Source organism: Spirosoma fluviale (assembly GCF_900230225.1).
Lineage (GTDB): Bacteria > Bacteroidota > Bacteroidia > Cytophagales > Spirosomataceae > Spirosoma > Spirosoma fluviale.
Map to the genome: position 1 here is coordinate 358,187 of NZ_OCNH01000004.1, position 18,191 is coordinate 376,377.

Consider the following 18,191-nt stretch of genomic DNA (forward strand, 5'->3'; position numbering starts at 1 on the left):
AAGCGAATAATCATCTCTAAGCCTAGGCCCTGGACCGCAAAGAAATATTGATTTTCACTAAGGTTGCTATTAGCTTTGACCCATCAAAAAATTACTTTATAGAGGCCCCCGAAAATAAGCAATTTAAATACCTGGCTAAGTGAGTTAAACTGATTAGCGTATGGATTGAAAAAGTCACTCACGTGTAATTTTAGCTAGTGTCCGATTGTCATTTACGGAGTCCCAATTTCATTACTAACATCAGTTTCTTTTCTGATTATGTTGCTAAACACACCTGGTTCTTTTGTTACGCAACACAATCAAATTTAAATCATTTTTCACCATATAAACTCAACCTTTTCATCTATCCACAACCTCAACCCAGACAAATTCATACCTAAAACCGAACCCCTTACGAGATCCGCACTATTACGAAATGCAACGCCGTGAGCGCTAAGACCTTTACCAATTCTTAATTTTAACCATTACCTCTCAAATCATGAAAAAGTATATTTTATCAGGTATTGCGCTGCTTGCATTGGCAACAGCGTCTTTTGCACAAAACACTATATCCTTATCCCAGTCAGGTAACGGTAATAGTGCAGGTACGATCCAAACCGGCAACTTAAACACCGGTACCATTACCCAAACTGGCAATAACAATACCATTGGCCAAAGCGACAATAATCTTGGAACAAGCGGGCTGCAGCAAAATGGAACATCGAATGCCGGTACGATCACTCAGAGTGGAGACAGCAACAACGGCTTCATTTATCAGCGGGGTAATATGAACACAACGACTATCTCGCAGACGGGCAATGGCAACGATGGACAGGCGATTGACTTCTCGGCGTCGAACATGAATACGTCGACCATTACCCAGGTTGGTAATGATAACAAATCAGGTGTGTTCCACACGACGAGCAGCTCGAACAATACCTTTACAACAACGCAGACCGGTGATCGTAACCAGGTTCTGGCTACCAGTGCTTATATATTACCCCCACAGTATGGTACGTTTAACGTAGCCACGATTGACCAGACTGGTAATGACAACGTAATCAGAATGGCTCAGGCAGGAGGTACCGAGAACACCTTTCTGGCAACTCAGACCGGCAACGGCAACGACGCAGAAGTCTTTCAGTCTGGTAATAACAACGTCATAGGCAATAATGACAACGGAGGGGGTCCAGTAGGTCTTCAACAGCTAGGCGATAACAACGTAGCGTTCATGTCGCAGACCGGTAATTCGAACAATGCCTTTATTCAGGAAATTGGTAATACGAATAACAGCACCATTATTCAGGTAGGCAACAGCAACGACGGTCAGATTCAGGATTACTTCAGCAGTGGAAATACGGCCAGTATCACCCAAACGGGTAACAGCAACAAATCGGGAGTTTTCCGTAATGGTGGTAGTGAGAACACATTTACCTCCGTTCAGACGGGAGATAATAACCGGGTTTTGGCCAATGGCGGCTATGTTCTGCCTCCACAGTATGGCGTAGGCAACTCGATTGACATTACCCAAACAGGTAACACCAATCTGACTACGCTGCGGCAGATCGGTGATGACAACACATTAATGGTATCTCAGAGCGATGACAGTCAGACAGCCATTCTGGTTCAGAGCGGAAGTATGAACATGCTGAGCGTAACCCAATCGGGTCTGCCGAATACCGCAACCATTTCACAGTTCGGTTCAGGCAATTCTGCTTCTGTGGTTCAAACGGGTGTTGCCCCTTAACGGGCCATTCGCATTCATGAGTACAGTTTAACACGTAAGCCGCTCTATCTGGAGCGGCTTACGTGTGATTAAGAGGAGAACTTTCGAGAAAAGAAAATGCTACAATCAATAGCAGTCACCTGATACCCACACTTTAGTTGACATCCCTCCCCCCACAGGGTTCATAAGTAACTAGTTAAGTACCCTTTAACATGATATACCACTTAATCGATTCCTAGTGTATTTACTTAGCCAGTATGTGACTAATCAAAAAAGACTTGGTATTTTTATCTTACAGATACTAGTTATTAGTAAACTTCTGTAACTCTTTAAGCATATAAATCTTTACATTAGATTAGAATTCAACCAATTAACTAAACACAAACCGGAATATCTAACAGTACCAATTACTAAACTGTATGCAACGGCTAAAGGAACTACTACTGGTTTGTTTGACATTGGTCAGTTTTGCAGGCTGGGCACAGGACCCCGATCTGGAAGGGAAGCTGGAAGAAGGGACTATGGACGAAGCGGTGATCACGGAAGAAGGTACTGAAACGCTGTTGCTGGATAATACCCGCTCGAAAATAGGCCGTGATTTTTACGAAGCTTTCTTCCGCCATTATGCCGAGCTACCAAAGACCATTGCACCCGTTTTTCCGGCCGACACTACCCTCAAAATAACCCCAAATGTAGAGTTAGATATTAATGCATTTGTGGTCACAATTGACGAGCTACCCGCTCTAGGTGCCGGTACGAGCATTATTTCCGTATCACTCAACGACCAGTTGGTTTGGCAGAACTATGTCCAGATTCGGCAGGAAGTGCTTGAACTGTATGCCTTCAATGCCGCCGAGGTAATTAACCAATATGTACTTAATTATCAGGAAGTTCAACGCTCCCTCGAAAACGATGACCAAAAGGGGACCGGCGTATTTTAATGAATTACATTTCTCTTACCCAACATGAAAACACATCTATTTACTATTCTTTTCGTGGTTTTTCTGGCCGGTTACTCCTCCGCTCAGTCGTTTGTGTACCACCCCAACAATCCAAATTTTGGGGGTAATACGTTTAATTATTCGTGGATGTTAAGTTCCGCCCAGGCGCAGGACCGCACCACTGACCCCACCGCAACGGCCCGTACGGCGAATTCGTTATCGCAAACCGGCTCGTTGAATTCCTTTGCTCAGTCTCTCCAAAGTCAGTTGTTGAGTCGCATTACCAGTAGTTTGGTTGGCTCTCAGTTTGGTGAGGGAACCCTTAAACCCGGCACGTATAAATTTGGGGATTACCAGGTTGATATCAGCAATGGCTCCAGTGGCGTTGTTGTCCGGATTGTTGATGGAAAGGGCGGAGAAACCTCCATTACCATACCCTATTATTGATCGTTTGTGTAGCAGTTGCCGGACCCGGCAACTGCGTAGCGTAGTATAGCATTACTTCCTCTTTTTCCTCTTACTTCACACAATGAAAGTACTTTTATCCAAAGCTATCCAGCTTCTTATGCTGACTGGCTTGGTGGGCGTTTTATCGGGGTGTACCGCTTTTTTCTTTCAACCAACGAAGGCTCGTCGCGCTCGTTTGGGAGAAGAAACACCGGTTACGGCGGACTTACACCGATTGCCGGTTGCCAAAGAAAAAATCATCACTGCCGTTTATAAATTCCGGGACTTAACGGGCCAATACAAGCAAATAGAAGCGGGTTCTACGTTCTCGACTGCGGTTACCCAGGGAACTACCAACATACTGCTAAAAGCGCTGGAAGAGAGTGGCTGGTTTTTGCCCATTGAGCGCGAAAACGTTAGCAATCTGCTCAATGAACGAAAGATTGTACGCTCCAGCGTAGCTCAATATAAAGAGGGTGAAAACCTGCCTCCCCTGCTGTTTGCCGGTATAATTCTGGAAGGTGGCGTTGTTTCGTACGATGCCAATATCATAACCGGCGGTGGCGGTCTCCAGTACTTTAGCGCCGGGGGGTCAACGCAGTATCGCCAAGACCGGGTAACGGTCTATCTGCGGGCTGTGTCCACAAAATCAGGAAAGATTCTCAAAACGATCTACACCTCCAAAACCATTCTGTCGCAAACGGTTAACGCCAGTTTGTTTCGCTACGTGACCTTTAAACGGCTCCTCGAAACCGAGACTGGCCTGACCACTACCGAACCAGGCCAGCTGGCCGTTACAGAGGCCATCGAAAAAGCCGTTCAGGGCCTGATTATCGAAGGTGTGCGGGATGGGCTATGGTCCGCAGCCGATAACCAGACTGCTGCCATGCAGGCCGTCGTTAAAGATTATGAGAAAGAGAAAACCGTAATGAGCGAAACGGATGTGTATGGCATACGCTCCGAAGTAGCCCCGCCGTTTTTGAGCGTACAAGCCTATGCCGGTGCCATGCGGTATTATGGCGACTACGCACGCCATACCATCAAAGGCAGTTATGGTGCCTCCGTAGACTTTCATATTACGCCCGCTTTTGGCGTTCAGGTGAACGGAGCCACCGGCGTTCTGGCCAGTGAAGGTGCTTTTTCGAAGAACATCACCTCCCTGGAAGGCAACCTTATTTTTCGGCTAACACCCTATCAACGCTGGACGTCCCTGCTATTTGCGGGTGCCGGTGCTGTTTCGCAAAGTGGTTCATCGCCCTTCCAGTGGCAGGGAGCCAGTTACTTACAAGCGCAGGGAGGAGTTGGGGTGCAGTTTTCCCCAAGCAAGGTAATCGGGTTCCGCTCTACCTTGTCTTACAACCAGCCCTTTACAGATGCCCTCGACAGCAGAGTGGCTGGCACCCGTAACGACTACTACCTGCGGGGAACACTGGGCGTGGTTTTCCATATTGGCCGGTTCTCCCCACCTAAGGTCAAGCCACTCACCCCTCAACAACCGGTAACCAATAAGTAACGAGTCTATCCACTGCGATTAGCCACAGATCTCAAAATTTCTAATGAAATACTTTATCTATTTAACCATTCTGGCGGCTGCCCTGATTGGCCTCTGGAGTTGCAATGAAGAAACATTCGTTACCCCGGTTCAACTCACCAGCGTTCGGGGACGGGTTCTTTACAGCACCACGCAGCAACCCGTTCGGAATGCTACCGTAACCTTGTCGCCCACCAGCCGGGTTATTTCAACGGACTCGTCTGGTTATTTTCGGTTTGATAGCGTTCTGGTTGGTAGTTATACCATTCAGGTGGCCAAAGCCAACTACGGAACGGGTATAGGCACGGTTTCGGCCACGGCCGATGCCTCTGCGCTGGTAACCATTTTAGTAACGGAAGATGCCGCGCTCAACAGGCCACCAACGTCTCCCACGCTGGTATCGCCTGCCACCAATACAACCCTGCAATCAACGACAGCCACGCTCAAATGGAGCGCTACCGACCCTAATCGGGATAGCCTTACGTATGATGTATTGCTGTTTAAAGGAGGAAGCGCCACGCCCACGGCCTCCTTTACGGGGCTCACCGTTGACACCCTGAACGTGTCGGCTCTGGAGTATAACACCACCTATCTGTGGCAGGTGATCGTAAAGGACAAAGTCAATACCGTCAATGGCCCGATCTGGTCATTCAGGATTGGTGAAGTACCCGACTACAGCTTCTTTTTTGCGCGCCGAACCAACGGTCAATACCAGATCTTTTCCGCCAGCGCAACCGGACAGACCGTTCAACTTACCCGCGACGGCAGCAACTGGCGACCCGTGGCCAGCCCGAACCGACAACAGATTGCGTTTATTTCAAACGTAAATACCGAATTGCATTTGTATGTCATGAATGCCAACGGCACCAATATTCGTCAGGTTACTACGGTACCCATTGCCGGTTTGTACCAGACAGACCTGTCGTTCAGCTGGTCGCCGGATGGTACCCAGTTGCTTTACCCGAGCAACGACCGTCTGTATGCCGTTCGTACCGATGGTACCGGGTTGCGCGTGGTAAGCCAGGCATCCGGTGGGCGGGTGTTTGCCGGTTGCGACTGGACTCCGCAGGGCAACCGGATAGCCGCCCGGACAACCGGCACCAGTGTGTATGACAATGAAATTACGACCTTCCAGGCCGATGGCTCAGCATCCAGGCTGGTCTATAGCCAGCGGTCGGCCCGGGTTGGGAATCCTGCCTTTTCGGTTGATGGCCGCCGGTTGGTGTTCTCGGCCGACTCAAGCAACTTCATGAATGAACAGGGTCGCCAGCTCGATGCCCGGCTTTATCTGCTCGATCTGAATACGAACGGAATCATCAGTTTATCGTCCAGTCAAAGTTCGTCGGGTACGGGGGCTTCGGGTAAACCTGCCGGGACTAACGACATCGACCCTCGTTTTTCACCCAACGGTGCGCAGCTCATTTTTACAAATACCGATAACACCGGCAACGGGGTACGCTCCGTGTATACACTGGACCTGAACTTTAGCACGGGGCAAAGCGTCTCCTCAAACCGCAAGCTCCTGTTTACGGCTGCCGAAATGCCCTATTGGCGATAGTACGCTGGTTAACAAATTGCAGGCGCTATGATGGTTTGTCAATACTTATCGACGGTTATGCGAGTACACAGCAAATCGGCCGTCATAATACGTTAATTTATAGAAGGGTAGCGTGGTAGTGCCTGGTTTTGGGTAGAACGCTTCCGGTCTGTATACGTAGTCAAGAAGTATAAAATCGGCTTTGTGATGATTTGCCCAGACGGGCAAATCATCCTGTTGTGTAGAGTAATTGATGAAATTCTCGTGACACAATAAGCGGGGGTACTGGTCGTACTCGTCAAAGAAAAACGTAAGCGGCACCAACCCTGTCGCGTTGCCGGGAATGTAAGGACGTAATTTCTGGTAGGCTACCGGCAAACTACCGAGGGCGTAATTCCTGTAAATTATTTCTACAGTCCCATAAAGGCCAATAATGAAATACGCAGCCAGGACGCTTCGTAATCCCCAACTCATGAATGGATTGCTGTAGTAAAGCTCATACAGAATAACCAGCATAAACGGCATAAAGAGAGGCATGTAACTCCCGGAACCATGCTTTGTAATGATCCAGAACGAAATCAGCAGAATTATCGGATATACTTTTATCAGACGGGGTAACTGGTGGATAAACCGGCGCTGGTGCCAAAGCATGAATACCAACAAGCCAGATAAGGCAGCCTGTTCGGGAGATTCAAAAAACATTTTGGGAAAAGTAAGCATGACCACCAACTTGGAATGCCAGCCAAAAGCAGTTTGGGTAGCTGGATCGTGGCGAAATTGATAATACCAGATTGAGAATCCATCTTTTGCCTGTACAATGTCAATGAAGTACCCTGACAGGGTCAACCCTCCCACAATTGAAAAGAGAACGGCTTCTTTAAATCGACGGGTGTACAGATAAGTACCCGCACCGGCAATCAGGTAGATGACCCCATTAAGATGGCACAGCATGGCTAGGCCAGCTAATAAGCCGGCAAGCGCAGCACTGCGCAGTGGATGACTCCCGGGCTTAAGGCACAAAAATGAACCGAAGCCCAATGCCGCCAGCATCAGTTCAGGACGGTTTTCAAAGCTCAATCTGATCAACAATCGATTCGAAAAGATCAGGATCAAAACCAGGAAAATAAAATAAAGCGGATTTAGTTTATTCTTCTGGCGGATATAAGCTGTGATTTCGACAAGGATAATTACAAACGGAATCAACCCTACAAATTGAACGGTTGGCAGGCCAAAGCCAAATAACTTAATTAATCCAGCGCCGAAAAGCAGAAACAGTTTGTGGCTAACCAGCAATTGATTTTCCCAGCCAAGAGTACCTCTAAAAAACTCGGAGCGAATCAGTCCATCTTTTTGTAACCAATACGATTGCTCGGCGAACCAGGCATCGTCGCCCGTTGGCGTTCGATGCCATAGCGTCAACAGGAACAAAAAAAACAGAACGGAAAGAATTGTTACCAGAAATCGAGGAGTAAATAGCACAACAGCCAATTAAGGTAAAGACCTTGCACCTTGCGTGTAAAGCCTTTGTAAAATAATCGTCATTTCATTAATTATATGAATTTATTTTAATAATACCAAATGTCAATCTATTACTATTCTAATTATTGTTAACATTTAATAAAATTTCGTTTCTATAAGTAAATAAATCAATACTACTTCACAAGCTGGCGAATATGTTTTTAAATAACCCTGTCGACGCTGGCGGAGAAAGCGTAGTGATTCTGTTCCAGCTAAAACCATAAACCTTATCGATCTAACATAAGCGCCAACGGGCAGTTTTAACAAAAGGATAACACTTGGCTAGGCGACACGTTCGCGTATTAAACCTGCTCGCCTGCCTATTCTTTTGCGATTCTATGTTTATCAGGCAAATCACTAATTTATTACTCGTACTCGTCCTTTTTCAGAGTGTAACGGTTCCCGCAATGGCTCAGGATACGGACACCACGAGCGAGACACGGGTGTCTCAAGCCATTCCGGATACGCTTTTATTTAAAATTCAGAAGGCTCAGTCCGTCATTTCCCAGATCAAAGCGGCCAACAAACGCAGGTACGGTATCTCCCGGATACGATCGGGGCTGGCGGATGTAAAAGCGAACCTCGCCCCTATTGCCGCCGACATGCGGGCTCATGGCAAAGAAGTCGACACCAAAAACCTGGTCAACTACAGCCTGATTCTGAATGATGGACTGAAAAAACTGACCGATTGGCGAACAACGCTTTCCAAATCGAACAATTACTTACAATCAAACCTGGACCAGGTGCTTGCCCTGAGCACCGATTCATTATTGACAATAAATGGAAACGACACGACCGACAGGAAGCTATATGCCGACCAGCTCAGGAGTATTAAATTTCAGTTGCAGGATGCAGGCACCCGAACCAGTGCCCAGTTGGACACAGTAAGTCGTTTGCTGGCCGATGTATCAGGCACTTATTTAACGATTAGCAACCTGCAAACGGCGATCAACGACCGGCTACAGAAATCATCGGAAAATACATTTCAGAAAGGAGCCCCCTATTTGTGGGAAGCCCCTGCTTCACTGTCGCTTGCCGATCTGCCCACACTCCTTCAATCAAGCTTTCAGGGACAAAGTAAAATATTCACGTATTTCGTATCCGCCACCTGGGACAACCGCATTCTGCTCATTATGCTGTGCGGCTTGTTCTTTGCCTGGGTATTTTTCAACTACAAAAAAGCCCAAAGACCTTCACCACGGCAGAAGATAAACCCGCAGCGTTTCAGCTACCTGAAACCACTGCCGGTGGTTGCCACGCTTATTGTATTGCTCAACCTGACGCCCCTGTTTGAGCCACAATCGCCTTCGCTGTACGTCGAGATTACCCAGTTTCTGTTGTTTATCGTGCTCACCGTACAATTTTGGTCGCGGTTTTCCCGGCACGAGCTTCGGATGTGGCTCCTGATTGGCACCATGTACATGCTGCTGGTGATTGCCAATGCGCTGGTTGGTGATCCGCTGTTTATGCGCCTTGGCCTGATTGCCCTGAACATCGGCTTTATCTATATCGGCATCGTATTTTCCCGCCGGTTACCCCGCCAGCACATCAGCGCCAGGGTTGTTCGGGTTGTGACGACCCTATACATGATACTCCACATCCTGGCCATCATTCTCAATATTCTCGGGCGCATCAGCCTAGCCAAAACGTTTGGGATAACCGCCGTTATCGGGCTGATTCAGCTAACGGCGCTGGGTGCTTTTATCGAAGTAATTCTGGAAACGCTCGATTTACAGATCAACCTGAGTACCAGTGCGGAGGGATTATTTTCCAGGGTCAACATCAACCACATCCGCCGGTCGTTCCGGAAAGGACTTTCCTTTATAGCGGTTACGTTGTGGCTGATCGTCTTTTTTATCAACATCGGTGCGGCCGATACGGTCTTTAACATCCTCCATCACATTCTCACCAGACCGCGTTCGTTTGGCAGCCTGACATTTACGCTGAGCAATGTACTGTCGTTCTCGATCATCATTTACCTGTCGAGCCTGTTGCAGAAAAACATCGGGCTCCTGTTTGGCGAGAGTCAGCTCCCTAGCGAAACCGAAGAAATTGGGCAACTAAGTTCGGTGCTGGCGCTGGTTCGGCTGGTGATCGTTATTGCCGGGGTATTACTGGCTATCGCTACCTCCGGCATTTCGGTCGATAAGTTTACGGTTGTTCTGGGCGCGCTCAGCGTAGGAATTGGCCTGGGTATGCAGAACATCGTAAGCAACTTTGTATCGGGCGTTATCCTGATTTTCGAGAAACCGTTCAAGATCGGCGATTACGTGGAACTGGCTGATAAAAAAGGCCGGATTCGCGACATTGGCATCCGCTCCAGCCGGATGATTACCCCACAAGGCTCGGAAGTAATTATTCCCAACGGCGACTTATTATCCAACCGGCTCGTCAACTGGACATCGGGTGATACCTACCTGAAAACAGAATTTACGCTGAAAGTAAGCCTGGACTCCGACTTAGACGTCGTTCAGGAGATCATAAATAAAGAAGTAAGTCAGTTGGAGGGAACCCTGCATAATCGACCGGCAGAAGTAACCGTCACGGGTATTGGCGGGGCCAGCGTAGACCTTAAGGTGCAGGTATGGCTGACAAGCGTATACGCCGAAGTGGCCCTTAAAAGCCAGTTGCTGCAACGGCTGCTCACGGCTTTTAAAGGAGCCAATATTACGCTGGTTTAAGGGGCATGGGGCAGAGTGGGGTTAGGCACATAGCTTGTCCCTGACCCAGCTAACCCTATGCCCAAACCCCTCAGCCCTATGCCCCCTGCCCCGTCAGTACTGACTTATCGAGTATCTGAACGACATCTTTCGTCGGTACTTTCTGACCGGTTCGGGCGGCTTCGAAAATAGCTTCGATCAGTTGGACATCCCGCTTACCCAGTTCGCCGGGTACGGTTGTTGGTTTATTTTGTAAGATACAATTGGCAAAGGCATCCATCTGATGCGCCTGTTGCGGCACATTTTCAATGTCCATTTTCCCCTCGCTTGTTTTCCCTTCCAGGCCGGAATAGGCATAAGCCGGGGAGAGTTCAAACCAGCCTTTGGCGGCTTCGGCCCGCAGCTTGTTGTATTTATCGTTGAAACTGGCTTTGCAGGCGGCTATGGTCCCGTCCGGGAAGTACAGGCTGAAATCCATGCCCTCTTCTATTTTGCTGAACTTTTCGGCATCCGTAACCGGGTGTTTCCGGGCCGTAACGGCAATGGGAATCTGGCCTTTGGTATAAACGGCTCCCTGTATGCAGTATACACCTACATCGCGTAAGGGGCCACCCCCGCCTACTCCTCTGCCCAGTCGCCAGGGCGAGCTTTCATCCTGAACCTGCCCATTCTCGGCCACAATCCGGTTTATTTTTCCGAACGTTTCCTCCTGACCCAGCCGCATCATTTCCTGATTATGGGGCTCAAAGTGCAGCCGATAACCGATTGATAGTTGTCGATTGGCCTTTTTACAGGCGTCGATCATCTGCTGGCATTCTTCCGCATTCATGGCCATCGGCTTTTCGCAGATAACGTGCTTGCCCGCTTTAGCCGCCCGAATCGTGTATTCGGCGTGCATGGAGTTTGGGAGCACCACGTACACAATATCGATGTCCGGGTTGTCGACGATTTTATCGAACGTCTTGTAGTCGTAGATATTCTTGTCGGGAATATTGTACTTCTTTTTCCAGGTCTCGGCTTTATCGGGCGTGCCCGTTACGATACCCGCCAGTCGGCAGTTGGTCGTCTTTTCCAGCGCGGGTGCCAATTGACCTTCGCTGTATTGGCCAAGCCCCACCAGCGCAACCCCCAGCTTACGGGTTGAGCCATCGGTGGTTGTGGTAGACGTTGCGGACTCGGCCGTTGATTGATCGCTTTTGCCCCCGCAGCTTTGCAGGCCCAGTACAGACAGTCCGGGAAGTATGACCGATGCCGCCCCCATCTGGTGAATGAACTGGCGACGTGAGTGAGAAGATTGTTCCATAACGCTGATGAATTTGGCCAGAGAAAACGACCCTTGAGACGTTGACGTCGCACCTGTTTCAACCCCATCCAAAGCCAAATGTTCGGTTGTGGGCGGGTTTATTGACTATTTGGCCTCGAACCTGTTTAAAGTTTTGATTCTATTAATAAAGGTGGCTTTGAGGCTGTAGTACCGACCGTCCCGGTCGGTACTACAGCCTCAAAGCCACCTTTCAACCTATTTTAGAAAAGTTTAAACTGGTTTCTCTGTAAATCAGGAACTCCCCACCCAAAAAGCAGACGCGAGTAAGCCTTTCGGATAGGGAGTCGAGAAGTGAAATGAGTTCGTTTATCAGTTCAGCCAGCCACCGGTAAACCCGGCTTTGATCAGTCCACGCTTAATGTGGGGATTCTTCTGCATCAGTTTCCAGACGAACTCCGAGCGCATATTTTCGGCCATCAGCAGGATCGGCCCCTGGTCGATACCAAGGTAGTCCACATCGAACCAGCCATTCTGCGTAGAGCCATTGGCTACGCGAGCCGGATAGCGATAAGTTGGGTTGAACGCATCGCGAAAACCATAGTTGCCGTACAGCTTCGACCCGTATTTTGCTTTCATAGCCCGCAAAGCAGGCACACAGATTTCCGGCGCAAACGCCACCGACCCACCCGCAGCCGTGGGCGCAATGGTGCCATCGTCCACGATTTGGGTGCTGGCTGCTCCCCGCGCCCGGTACGAGAAAAACTGCTTACCGTTCACCAGGGTATCGCTGGGGCCGTCGCAGGCGGTAAGTCCCCAGATGGTCGGGCTGTAGTCCTGCCATTTGCCCGGATTGGCTACACAATACGCCCGGTTGGCGTAGGTAGCCCGGCGCGAATTCTCGAAATAGTCGATGCCTTTACCCCGCATGTATTCGTCTTTTATCCCCCGAAAATCAATCCAGACGTGCGAGTACTGATGCCCGAAGAGCGGGTCGAAGTTCACGTGAGTCTGGTCGTAGAACGTTGCCCAGGGGTACGACTTGGTCCAGGCCGCCCAGACGTCGGTGCCAACGGCATGCGTAGGCGAGCCGAGGGCTAACACGTACAGCAGCATCCCTTCGTTGTAGCCCGTCCAGTCGCTTTTGATAAAGCCCGACTCCGGGTGCCAGCCCATAGACACAAACGGCCGGGACGCCGGACCGTTGTTATTCTGAAACCAGACCCAGTCGACGCGCCCGTAAATCTGATCGGCCAGTTGGCGTATCTCCGTTTCAACGGCGTTGTTCTGATCGAAATAGCTTTGTGCGCTCAGAATACCACCCAGCAGCAGGGCCGTGTCGATGGTTGAGAGTTCGACCTGCTTAAAGCGTTCGCCGGTTTTCATATCCAGAAAATGATAGAAAAACCCTTTGTAGCCTGCTACACCCGTTGCCTTGTCGGACTGGGGCGCGTTGGCGAAGAAACGGAGCGTTTTCAGCGTACGCTCGGCGGCTTGCACCCGCGTTACATAACCGCGCTCCACCCCGACGAGATACGATGTCAGACCAAAACCCACGGCGGCAATACTGGCGAAAGAATTGGACGGTGCCCGGTCGGGAACCAGCCCGTTTTCGGCATTGGTCGTTTCCCAGAAATAGCGAAACGTATCGCGTTGCAAGCTGTCCAGAAACGTATTGTCGGAGCCGGATAGGCTAAACGCCGTTGGTGCCGGCGTTACTGATTGTGGCTTCGGCTGGCAGCAGACGATGGAGAGGCTGGAACAGGTGATGAAAATGGCAAGGAGTTGTTTCATAGAGGGATCTTACCCCACCCCAACCCCTCCCCTTGAAAAAAGGGGAGGAACTAGAGCAAGGGGGCTTCGTTACGATCTATACTCGCTTAAAGGGCCGAATTGATCATAATGGATTGTGGAAAAAAAGTACCTCGTTAAAAAGCCCCCTCCTTTTTTCAAGGAGGGGGTTGGGGGGTGGTCAGCACCAATAGAGCAAACCCCTAATACCCCGGATTCTGGGTCAACTGCCCACCGCTCAATTGAATCTGCGGCTGGGGAATGGGGAAAACTTCGTGTTTGCCCGCTACAAAGTTTTTGCCGAGGGCCTGATAAATAGCCGCTGCCCGTCCCTGCCGAACCAGGTCGAAATAGCGGTCGTGCTCAAACGCCAATTCCACCCGGCGCTCGTTCCAGATAGCCTGCTGCAAACCAGCCTGAGCGGTTGTCGTTACGTTTGGCAAGGCTGTAGCGAGGCCACCCCGCGCCCGTGTCCGGACCTGATTTAAGGCTGTCAGCGCTTTGGTCGGCTGGCCGAGTTCGTTGGCGGCTTCGGCGTTCATCAGCAACACTTCGGCATAACGCAGAATACGAACGTTTTTACTGGTTTCCCAGGTATCACCGTTGTTTGTCTCTCTGGTGAAGCTCACGTACGCTTTCATGTTGTAATACGGATTTTCGGCATTCGGGCTCACAACCCGGCCATCCCAGAGAGTCATGCCACGCTGGATGATGGTCCCATCCTTACGGGTGTCGCCGGTTTCGTAGGCTTTCACCAGATTTTCGGAGGGCGTGTTGAATCCCCAGCCCCAGCCATTTTCACCCCGTGCGCCCTGCGACTCGAAATAACCCTGAACACCTTTATTAGGCGTAACACCCCGGCCCTGAATCTCGAAGATCGACTCGACACCGTTCTCCGACGATTCGCGCCAGAGTTCTCCGTAGTTGGGTTGCAATGAATACTGACCCGAAGCAATGATCTCGTCGGTCAGTTGCAGCACCACATTCCACTTCTTTTCGTACATGGACACTTTAGCCAGCAGCGCTTTAGCAGCTCCTTTAGTAGCCCGGCCCAAATCGGCCGCGTTGTACTGCGATTTCTCAGGCAGATTAGCGACGGCCGTTGCCAGATCTGTTTCAATCTGGGTGTATACCTGTGCTGTCGTAGCCCGCACTCGACCCTGCTGAATGTCGCTGGCGTTGGTTGGGTCAGCCACTTTGACGATTAGCGGCACCCCGCCAAACGAGCGAACGAGGTTGAAATAGCAATACGCCCGCAGGAAACTGGCTTCGCCAATGAGCCGGTTCTTCAGCGTGTCATTAATCGTCAGCGCCGGGAGGTTATCCAGTGCCTGATTGGCACGGGCAATGGCTTCGTACTGACCACCCCAAACCTCGTTGAACGAAATGCTGGAGGGCGTAAAGGTGAAGTTGTCCAACTGATCTTTATCCGTACCGGTGTCACCCGGCGAGCTGCCTTTGTCGGCATCATCCGAAGCAATACTCGTGAGGCCATTCCAGGAAAACGAATGGAAATTCCAGTCGACCATCTTGGAATAAATGGCGTTGACGAGACTCGTAGCCGCATCGGCATTGCTCGAAAAGAAATCCGTTGGAGTTTGCTGTCCCTGGGGTGGCACATCCAGGAACGACTTGGAACAGCCACTGGCAATCACCAGACCACCAATGCAGGTGTATGTAATGAGTTTATGAAAGGTTTTCATCTCGTTGTTTACTTAAAAGCCAATGTTCAAACCAGCCAGATAGGCCGATGTTACCGGATAGGTACCCAACTCGATACCCGCGTTCAGCGGATTGCTGCCGGGCAATTCGGGGGTATAGCCCGAGAAGGCTTTGATTGTCAGGGCGTTTTGCGCTGTTACATAAAACCGTACCCGACTCACTTTCAGCGACGATACCAAGTCTTTAGGCAACGTGTAGCCCAGCGTCACGTTGTTGATCCGGAAGAAAGAGCCCGATTCAACGTAATAGGTCGACGAAATAGGGACCGAATTGCTGGCCCGTGGTTCGGTATTGCTGGGGTTGGTGGGCGTCCAGCGGTCGGCGCGGGAAGCTTCGATGTTCTCGTTCCCAAAACGCTGTGCCTTCTTGCCGTTGTACACTTTATTGCCAATGTTCGCATACCAGTCGGTCGAGAAATCGAAGTTTCCATAGGTGAATCCGCCGTTTACACCGAAGTACAGTTTAGGCTGATATGACCCCACAAACACACGGTCGTTGTCGTCAATAACGCCATCGCCGTTCTGATCGGCATAGCGGAAATCGCCTGGCTTGGTACCCTGAATTTTGGCTGCTGTATTATTTACCTGCTCCTGCGTCTGGAAAATACCATCGGTTTGCCACACCCAGAAACTACCCACGGGCTGACCTACTGCCGTGCGTGTAGTGTACTGCCCGTTACCAATGCCGCCTTCGTTAATGGGCAAGCCGCCCTGTACATCTTCCAGCCGGTTCTTATTAATTGTTGCGTTTGCGCCGATGTTGTAGTTGAAGCCGCTGGTCGAGTTGTTGCGCCAGTTCAGGGCAAATTCAAACCCCCGGTTCCGAACGCTGGCCGCATTGGTCAGGTAAGCTGCGTCGACATCGCCAAAAATGGCGTCAATGGGCCGCTGAAAAAGCGCGTCGCTGGTGAATTTGTTATAGTACGTAAATTCACCCGTCAGGCGGTTGTTGGCCATGGCAAACTCCAGACCAATGTCCGTACCAGTCGTTACTTCCCAACGCAGATTAGGGTCGATCAGGTTGGTAATTGTTCGGCCCTGTTGTAAGGTTTGGTTTGGGCCGAGGGCGTAATCAAGCCCACTAGCAATGGTGTACTGGAAGGCACTCGGGTCGATGCGATCGTTACCGGTTTTACCCCAGCTTACCCGCGCTTTCAACTGATCGAACGGCGTTTTGCCGCGCAGAAACGGTTCTTCGCTGATGACCCAGCCCGCTCCCAGCGAAGGGAAGAAACCCCAGCGGTTGTTGGTCGGGAACTTGCTCGACCCATCGTACCGGGCGGTACCCGTAAAGAGGTAGCGGTCAGCGAAGTTGTAGTTGACCCGACCAATGTACGACTGCCGGGTTTGAATGCTTCCCACTTCGCTGTTCGTTGCGGTTGAGGCATTTCCCGTATTCAGATAATAATAGTTCGACTGGGGCGGCACGTCCTGCCGGGCCGATTGCAGAATATTGTTCTGGAACCGCTCAACCACATACCCGCCCAGCACTTTTACGGTGTGCTGTTTCGCAAAGGTGTTGCTGTACTCGGCCGTGTTGGTCCAGAGCCAGCGGGAGCTGGTCGATCGGCCAACGTTCAATAAACTTGTCAGATTGCGCTGGTTAGCCGATACCTGATAAACCGGATTGTAGGTGTATGCCCGGTTGGCATTGCTCTCAATCCCGAAGTTCGAGAGTACCGTAATCTTCTTCAGCAGCGTTAAGTTACCGTAGAATGACCCCTGCAAACGCAACCCTTTCGCGTTGTAGTTGGTGTAATCCAGTTGGGCAACGGGATTCGCTACGTTGTTGCGGGGCGTAAACCCATAAGTACCGTTGGCGTTTCGAACAGGTACCACCGGAGCCTGTTTGTAGGCATTCGTGAACGCCGAATAGGCCGTTGTGCTGGGAATGGCCGGGTCCGAAGTGCCTGTCAGGTCCGAATTGTCGTTCGCCAGACTCAGGCTATGGCCCAGCTTCAGCACCGGCGAGAGCGTGTATTCGTTATTCAGACGCAGGGTCAGGCGGTTGTAGTCCGTGCCTTTTAGAATGCCTTTCTCGGTGAAATAGCCCGCGCTGAACAGGTAGGTCGTTTTTTCAGAGCCGCCACTAACCGACAACGAGTGGTTCTGCTGGAAACCCGTTCGGGTGATGGCTTTGAACCAGTCTGTGTTAGCTGCGTTGGTAGCCGTTGGATCGAAGGGCAGCGTAGCCGTCGGGTCGTCGTACCGAACGGCTTCGTTGTTGTACTGGGTGAACAACTGGGCATCGGCCATCTTGACCCGAAAAGCGGGTGTTCGAATACCGAAGTACGCATCGTAATTGATACTTGGTGCTCCCGACTTCCCCCGTTTGGTCGTAATCAGCACCACGCCATTGGCCGCCCGAACCCCGTAAATAGCCGTTGCCGAAGCATCTTTCAGAATATCGACGGAGGTAATGTCGGAGGTGTTGATGTTGCGAATGTCTTCGGTAATAATCCCGTCGACCACATAAAGCGGGTCGGCCCCGCCTAGCAGTGTACCCGTGCCGCGAATCCGAACGGTGGGCGCCTGCCCCGGTGCGCCAGAGTTAATGATCTGCACACCGGCTACTTTACTCTGCAATGCCTGTGTGGCCGACAGCACCGGTTGCCGCACCAGCTCTTCGCCTTTCACCTGTGCCACCGAGCCGGTCACGTCGATCTTCCGCTGCGTACCGTAACCAACTACCACGACCTCCTGCAAGGCGCGGGCATCGTCGGCGAGTTCGACGTTGACAGTCGTTTGATTGCCTACCGGAATTTCCTGGGTGGTCATCCCGATCATGCTGAACTGAAGCACGGCACCACTCGGAGCGTTGATCTTGTAATTGCCCTCTACATCGGTAGCCGTACCGGTTGTTGTGCCACGCACCAGAACGTTGACGCCCGGAAGGCCCTGCTTATCCGCTTTGTTGACAACCTTCCCCGTAACCGTAACCTGCTGATCCTGCGCCTGCACACTACCGGAAACAACAAGCCAGATTACTGTTAAAAAGTAACCAAGTGTTTTCATAGTTGAGTAAAAATTTAAATTGGGGTACAAAAATAAGTATTCCTATGGGAATACTATTTAAACT

11 protein-coding genes are annotated in these 18,191 nt (G+C 50.6%); 6 read left to right on the top strand and 5 right to left on the bottom strand.

Going from position 1 to position 18,191, the window contains the following annotated elements; translation table 11 throughout:
* Window positions 1-478 precede the first annotated feature (478 nt).
* The 5 genes from CRO74_RS22750 (at window position 479) to CRO74_RS22770 (ending at window position 6,182) form a co-directional block, all read left to right on the top strand.
* The gene (locus CRO74_RS22750; protein WP_097129226.1) at window positions 479-1,726 is read left to right on the top strand and encodes a hypothetical protein; all 1,248 of its coding nucleotides are present in this window, start codon (window positions 479-481) and stop codon (window positions 1,724-1,726) included.
* A gap of 398 nt (window positions 1,727-2,124) precedes the next feature.
* On the top strand, window positions 2,125-2,646 hold the full coding sequence (locus tag CRO74_RS22755) for a CsgE family curli-type amyloid fiber assembly protein (RefSeq protein ID WP_097129228.1): 522 nt from the start codon (window positions 2,125-2,127) through the stop codon (window positions 2,644-2,646).
* Between the two features lie 24 nt (window positions 2,647-2,670).
* Window positions 2,671-3,093, top strand: coding sequence for a curli production assembly/transport component CsgF (locus tag CRO74_RS22760; protein ID WP_097129230.1), 423 nt, complete (start codon window positions 2,671-2,673; stop codon window positions 3,091-3,093).
* Between the two features lie 82 nt (window positions 3,094-3,175).
* Window positions 3,176-4,606 (top strand): CsgG/HfaB family protein, encoded by a 1,431-nt coding sequence (locus CRO74_RS22765; protein ID WP_097129231.1) that lies wholly within the window; start codon window positions 3,176-3,178, stop codon window positions 4,604-4,606.
* Between the two features lie 43 nt (window positions 4,607-4,649).
* The gene (locus CRO74_RS22770; protein WP_097129233.1) at window positions 4,650-6,182 is read left to right on the top strand and encodes a carboxypeptidase regulatory-like domain-containing protein; all 1,533 of its coding nucleotides are present in this window, start codon (window positions 4,650-4,652) and stop codon (window positions 6,180-6,182) included.
* Window positions 6,183-6,227: 45 nt separating this feature from the next.
* On the opposite strand, the gene CRO74_RS22775 is transcribed toward CRO74_RS22770, so the two are convergent.
* A complete protein-coding gene (locus CRO74_RS22775; protein ID WP_144035967.1) occupies window positions 6,228-7,640 on the bottom strand; it encodes a hypothetical protein in 1,413 nt (470 codons plus the stop codon).
* A gap of 377 nt (window positions 7,641-8,017) precedes the next feature.
* On the opposite strand from CRO74_RS22775, the gene CRO74_RS22780 reads away from it, so the two are divergent.
* Window positions 8,018-10,360, top strand: a complete 2,343-nt coding sequence (locus tag CRO74_RS22780; RefSeq protein ID WP_097129236.1) for a mechanosensitive ion channel family protein — start codon at window positions 8,018-8,020, stop codon at window positions 10,358-10,360.
* A gap of 76 nt (window positions 10,361-10,436) precedes the next feature.
* Here the strand turns inward: CRO74_RS22780 and CRO74_RS22785 are convergent, their stop codons facing one another.
* From CRO74_RS22785 to CRO74_RS22800, 4 genes are all read right to left on the bottom strand, one after another.
* The gene (locus CRO74_RS22785) at window positions 10,437-11,642 is read right to left on the bottom strand and encodes a Gfo/Idh/MocA family protein (RefSeq protein WP_097129354.1); all 1,206 of its coding nucleotides are present in this window, start codon (window positions 11,640-11,642) and stop codon (window positions 10,437-10,439) included.
* A gap of 330 nt (window positions 11,643-11,972) precedes the next feature.
* A complete protein-coding gene (locus CRO74_RS22790; protein ID WP_097129237.1) occupies window positions 11,973-13,394 on the bottom strand; it encodes a glucoamylase family protein in 1,422 nt (473 codons plus the stop codon).
* 200 nt (window positions 13,395-13,594) lie between these two features.
* Window positions 13,595-15,094, bottom strand: a complete 1,500-nt coding sequence (locus CRO74_RS22795; protein ID WP_097129239.1) for a RagB/SusD family nutrient uptake outer membrane protein — start codon at window positions 15,092-15,094, stop codon at window positions 13,595-13,597.
* Window positions 15,095-15,106: 12 nt separating this feature from the next.
* Window positions 15,107-18,127 (bottom strand): SusC/RagA family TonB-linked outer membrane protein, encoded by a 3,021-nt coding sequence (locus CRO74_RS22800; protein ID WP_097129240.1) that lies wholly within the window; start codon window positions 18,125-18,127, stop codon window positions 15,107-15,109.
* Window positions 18,128-18,191: the final 64 nt, after the last annotated feature.

What these genes read in the sequence shown, in the direction of transcription:
- CRO74_RS22765 (WP_097129231.1), top strand. Translation starts at nt 3,176, where the DNA reads ATGAAAGTACTTTTATCCAAAGCTATCCAGCTTCTTATGCTGACTGGC.
- CRO74_RS22760 (WP_097129230.1), top strand. Translation starts at nt 2,671, where the DNA reads ATGAAAACACATCTATTTACTATTCTTTTCGTGGTTTTTCTGGCCGGT.
- CRO74_RS22770 (WP_097129233.1), top strand. Translation starts at nt 4,650, where the DNA reads ATGAAATACTTTATCTATTTAACCATTCTGGCGGCTGCCCTGATTGGC.
- CRO74_RS22780 (WP_097129236.1), top strand. Translation starts at nt 8,018, where the DNA reads ATGTTTATCAGGCAAATCACTAATTTATTACTCGTACTCGTCCTTTTT.
- CRO74_RS22790 (WP_097129237.1), bottom strand. Translation starts at nt 13,394, where the DNA reads ATGAAACAACTCCTTGCCATTTTCATCACCTGTTCCAGCCTCTCCATC.
- CRO74_RS22800 (WP_097129240.1), bottom strand. Translation starts at nt 18,127, where the DNA reads ATGAAAACACTTGGTTACTTTTTAACAGTAATCTGGCTTGTTGTTTCC.
- CRO74_RS22785 (WP_097129354.1), bottom strand. Translation starts at nt 11,642, where the DNA reads ATGGAACAATCTTCTCACTCACGTCGCCAGTTCATTCACCAGATGGGG.
- CRO74_RS22795 (WP_097129239.1), bottom strand. Translation starts at nt 15,094, where the DNA reads ATGAAAACCTTTCATAAACTCATTACATACACCTGCATTGGTGGTCTG.
- CRO74_RS22755 (WP_097129228.1), top strand. Translation starts at nt 2,125, where the DNA reads ATGCAACGGCTAAAGGAACTACTACTGGTTTGTTTGACATTGGTCAGT.
- CRO74_RS22750 (WP_097129226.1), top strand. Translation starts at nt 479, where the DNA reads ATGAAAAAGTATATTTTATCAGGTATTGCGCTGCTTGCATTGGCAACA.